4 protein-coding genes and 1 pseudogene are annotated in these 3,895 nt (G+C 65.6%); 3 read left to right on the forward strand and 2 right to left on the reverse strand.

Translation table 11 applies throughout. The annotated features are described in order from the left end of the window. Positions 1-259, forward strand: a 259-nt coding sequence (locus A9X05_RS21930) for a hypothetical protein (protein ID WP_231978451.1), incomplete at its 5' end; no start/stop codon positions are given. A gap of 10 nt (positions 260-269) precedes the next feature. Here A9X05_RS21930 and A9X05_RS21935 read toward each other — a convergent pair. After that, the gene (locus A9X05_RS21935; RefSeq protein WP_067784046.1) at positions 270-1,163 is read right to left on the reverse strand and encodes a lytic transglycosylase domain-containing protein; all 894 of its coding nucleotides are present in this window, start codon (positions 1,161-1,163) and stop codon (positions 270-272) included. A gap of 1,047 nt (positions 1,164-2,210) precedes the next feature. Further along, positions 2,211-2,414, reverse strand: a complete 204-nt coding sequence (locus A9X05_RS21940; RefSeq protein ID WP_067282851.1) for a cold-shock protein — start codon at positions 2,412-2,414, stop codon at positions 2,211-2,213. Positions 2,415-2,719: 305 nt separating this feature from the next. On the opposite strand from A9X05_RS21940, the gene A9X05_RS21945 reads away from it, so the two are divergent. Continuing rightward, positions 2,720-3,502, forward strand: a complete 783-nt coding sequence (locus tag A9X05_RS21945; protein ID WP_067784045.1) for a DUF732 domain-containing protein — start codon at positions 2,720-2,722, stop codon at positions 3,500-3,502. A gap of 170 nt (positions 3,503-3,672) precedes the next feature. Beyond that, positions 3,673-3,895, forward strand: a pseudogene (locus A9X05_RS31285) (hypothetical protein); the annotation flags it as partial.

Raw genomic sequence — 3,895 nt, forward strand, 5'->3', positions numbered from 1 at the left:
GTCATGGCAGGCTCCGGGCATGGATGTGCGAGAAAACGTCCGCCGAGCCATCGACGTGATGACGGCGTGGACGTCCGACAGCGGCAACGAATTCGCCTGGAACCGGCTCGTCGAGAACGTCATCGACGAGCCGGATGGCGAAATCATGCTGCTGATGGGCTTCGTCAACCTGGCCGGCGAGCTGGGGATCAAGCTGGAGAAGGCCACGGGTCAAGACGTGCGATCGCACCTGCAGGACATCGCCCTGAAGTACCTCTGATCGACGCGGGCTACTGCGGGTGGGTCGCCAGATACTCCTCTACCGGGATCGGGGACGGCGCCTCGTATCCGATCGGGAGCAACACATCCCCGGCGGTGGTGACGTAATAGACGTCCCACCGGTAGTAGGTGGGGAAGGCGGCGGGATCATTCGCGATCAGTGCGGCGTATTGGTCCACCGCCCGGACGTATTCGTGGGCGTGGTTGTAGCCGTAGATGGCGCGGGCGGGGTCGCCGGCGAAGCCGTTGGCGGCCAGAAACCGGCCCGCCGCCATGATGCTGTCGCGCGGGGAGTGGACGTCACCACCCTGCCCGTAGGTGGCGAACGTTGACGGCAAGAACTGCATGGGTCCTTGCGCGCCCGCGGTGCTCACGCCGTTGATGCTGCCGAAGCGCGTTTCGACCAGGTTGATCGCGGCCAGATAGTTCCAGCCGACTCCCGTCTCCGCTTCCGCCGCGTGGTAGTCGCCCACCAGTTCGTCGGCGGGAATGGGAGGCTCGATCCGCCAGGCGGGCAGCGTGCCCTTGGCGGGCGTCATCGCCTGGAGCTGGCGACGGGCATCGAGGTTGCGGTCGTATACGTCGGCTAGCTCCGCCGGGATGCGCGGACGTGCGACCGAATCCCATTCGGGGTGCCGCGCGATGGCGCGATAGGCGGCCTGCTCGCGGTGCGCCGCTGCTACCAATGCCGGCTCCGGCGTCGACGAGTCACGCAGCGCGCGCTCGTCGGCGACGAGGTCGTCGGCCAGCTGAGCCGGGTCCGACGCCAGTTGGGGCTGCGCGCCGAGGGGTGGATTCGGTGCTGCCGCAACGGTTCTGGACGCGACAGGAGCCGCGGCCGCGGTGGTCGTGGAAGTCGCGATCGGCTTGGCCGTCGACACCGAGCAGCCGACGAGGGCGAACATGGCCGCGCCCAGCAGCGGCGCAGCGACTACACGGATCAAGTTCACAGTGGACACTTCCGTCGATTGCCCTGAACAGTCTTCCGCACCTGACCGCGTGGCATCAATGCGATGACCGATATCGGCGCGGTCCCGGCCGGCGAAATCGGTCGGGAAGGGCTTCAAGTTGCGACGAGCGGCCAGTCATTTCACACTTGAAGCTTCCCGGCAGACAGGAAAAGTTGCATGCCTGACGCACCGGCAGAATCGTTCGCAAGACGTACCGGCCGGGCTTCGGGCCGGGTGACGAGGTTCGTCCCTCGACTCATGGGGCCGGTGATGATCGCGGCAACCATGACCGCATTGGTCGCTCCACCCGAGACGCTCCCTCAGTTGCCGCCGGGATGCGCGATCGGTTGGACGATGGTGGGGGGTGTGTTGATCTACGTGCCCGACTGCTCGCATCGGTCGCCGGCTCCGCCACCCCCGCCGGACGGACCGCCGCCCGGTCCCGTTCCGCCTCCGCCTGAGTAGGCGCCGCAAGTCGGGTCATCGGGCCGTTGGTAGGCGCCGAAATTGCTGTGCCAGAACGGAACTGACGATCTGAAGCCCTCAGGTGGGTCGATCAAGATTGCGTCGTGGAGGCGGAATCCTTCTTGGGTCCGTCGGAGAAGATCGGAAATTGCACCGGTTCCGAATCACCAGCGGCGTGTGTCACGGCCTCGGGCTCGTAGCGGTGCGAAAACAGATCGGATGTCATAAGGCGGGGTCCTCTTGGGTTTGGCTTCGGCCCGACATGCGGGTGGAGCGAAGGGGGATCGATTCGTAGATGCGCTCATCTGCACAAGGAAATGGCTACGGGGCAGTGCGAACAGAACTGCTTCCACCAATCTACACGCCCCCGGGAACCGCGCCTCTTGATCATGTTCGAAAGGGGGGTCCTCCTCGGCGGAGGCGGCGCCGTAGGGCTGCCCGGCGTCCGGCCGCCGCCGGGCGCAAGCCGCGACCCCCCTCAACGCGCTGTGGGCTGGCGGGAAATCACCCACCAGCCCACTTGGGGTAGAACTCGCACTAGACGGCAGTTACTCCGACTGCCTGCGGACCCTTCGTCCCCTGCTCGATATTGAACTCGACTCTCTGGTTTTCCTCGAGGGATCGGTAGCCCGTCCCCTGGATCTCCGAGTAGTGGACGAACACATCTGCTGCGCCGCCGTCCGGAGCGATAAAGCCGAAGCCTTTTTCGCTGTTAAACCATTTCACAGTTCCCTGTGTCATACCTTCAACTTCTCTCATTTTCGAACGGATGCCGACGGGCATCCCCGGGCAGCCTAGCATGCCCGGCCCCGGCTACCCGTAATGCGGTGCGGCAGAGGGTTTTTCATGCCGCTTCCAGGGCTTACGGGTGAACCTGCCCTGGCGGCGAGACTCGCCGTGTCGGCGCATGTTCGAGGCTTCCGGCGGATGCCTCGCGGCCGCCCGGCGGCCTGGGCGAAGGCGGCGGTGTATGTGCGCCGCCTTCCGCTGGTCGGTCGCCTGTTTCGGGACTTGTGCCATGGTGCTGACACTCTCAGACTGGTGATATGCGCGACCGCGAGACGATCGATTCAGAATTGCGGCGCATCGCCCTTGGGCGCCGATCGGTTCGCGAGCGCGGCGGTCAGCCATCGTCCCGAGAGATCGACGAACTGCTCGACGAGCTCCTCGCCCACAGCACAGGGACCACTCGTCCCCACCCCGAAGACATGCGTGAAAGCGAGACGGTCGCCGACGTGCGGGGCGCCCGCGGGTTCGGCACCAAGCTCCGCGGGCTCGGGGGTGTGCGGCGCCGATTGAGTCTTCTCGCGGCGTTGCCGCTCTCGCTGGCCGCCCTCGCCGCCGCGGTTGTGGTGATGTTCGCGGTCCACCAACGGGATTCATCGGCGCAGCCGACCGAAACCCCGCCGTCGGCGGCGGCGCCGCCAAGTCGCATCGCGCCGGCGGCACCAGCTCCGCGGATCGAGATTGCCGACATGGCGTTCATCGCCGCGTTGAAGCATGAAGGCGTACCGTTTCCCAGTCAGGAATACGTAATGACCCAAGGGCATGCGGTCTGCGACTTCCTGGCGCACCAACCCAATTTCGCCGATGCGGTCGCATTCGTGCAGCGGTCATCGATTTGGGACGCCGACCAAAGCGCGGAAGTCACCGCCGGTGCCATCGTCGCGTACTGCCCCAAGTCTCAACCTGCAACGCCGGATGACATGCAGCCGGCGTATCAGAATGTTCTCTCCGATCTGCAGGCGATCGAAGGAAAGTTGCAAGGCATTCAAGGGGATCTGCAAGGCGTCCAGGGAGACCTCGAAGGCATTCCCGGCCACCCCTGAACCATTCCGCGTCTTCGCCCGGCGTGGGCACGCTTGGCGGCGGATCAGGGCCGTTCGACGTGCGGCTGTGGACACGGGCCGGCACCTGCGGCGGCGGGCCAAAAAGGGCATTTTGGCCTCTTTCGCAGCAACGCGGCGCGGCCTACGATTTGCCTGCACGGAGATTTGTGATGGTCAGCATGGCTAATCGTTTGGCACTCAGTGGGCCGGCCGCACTCGCGCTGGTTGTCATCATGACGGCGTTCTCGCCGCCGGTAAGTAACGCTGCTGAATGCGGCGTAGGCACCGTCTACGACGCACCGTCCGATAGCTGTGTGGTTCTCGGCCTGGCATCGACGCCCGCGCAAAGCGGCATACTGCTGGCGCTCGGGGTGGCGGGCATTCTGGCCGTCG

Origin of the sequence: Mycobacterium sp. E3298, from assembly GCF_001666895.1 — a bacterium.
Classification (GTDB): Bacteria; Actinomycetota; Actinomycetes; order Mycobacteriales; family Mycobacteriaceae; genus Mycobacterium.

Excerpts from the sequence above, each read along its gene's own strand:
- A9X05_RS21935 (WP_067784046.1), bottom strand. The coding sequence starts at position 1,163 with ATGTTCGCCCTCGTCGGCTGCTCGGTGTCGACGGCCAAGCCGATCGCG.
- A9X05_RS21940 (WP_067282851.1), bottom strand. The coding sequence starts at position 2,414 with ATGACACAGGGAACTGTGAAATGGTTTAACAGCGAAAAAGGCTTCGGC.
- A9X05_RS21945 (WP_067784045.1), top strand. The coding sequence starts at position 2,720 with ATGCGCGACCGCGAGACGATCGATTCAGAATTGCGGCGCATCGCCCTT.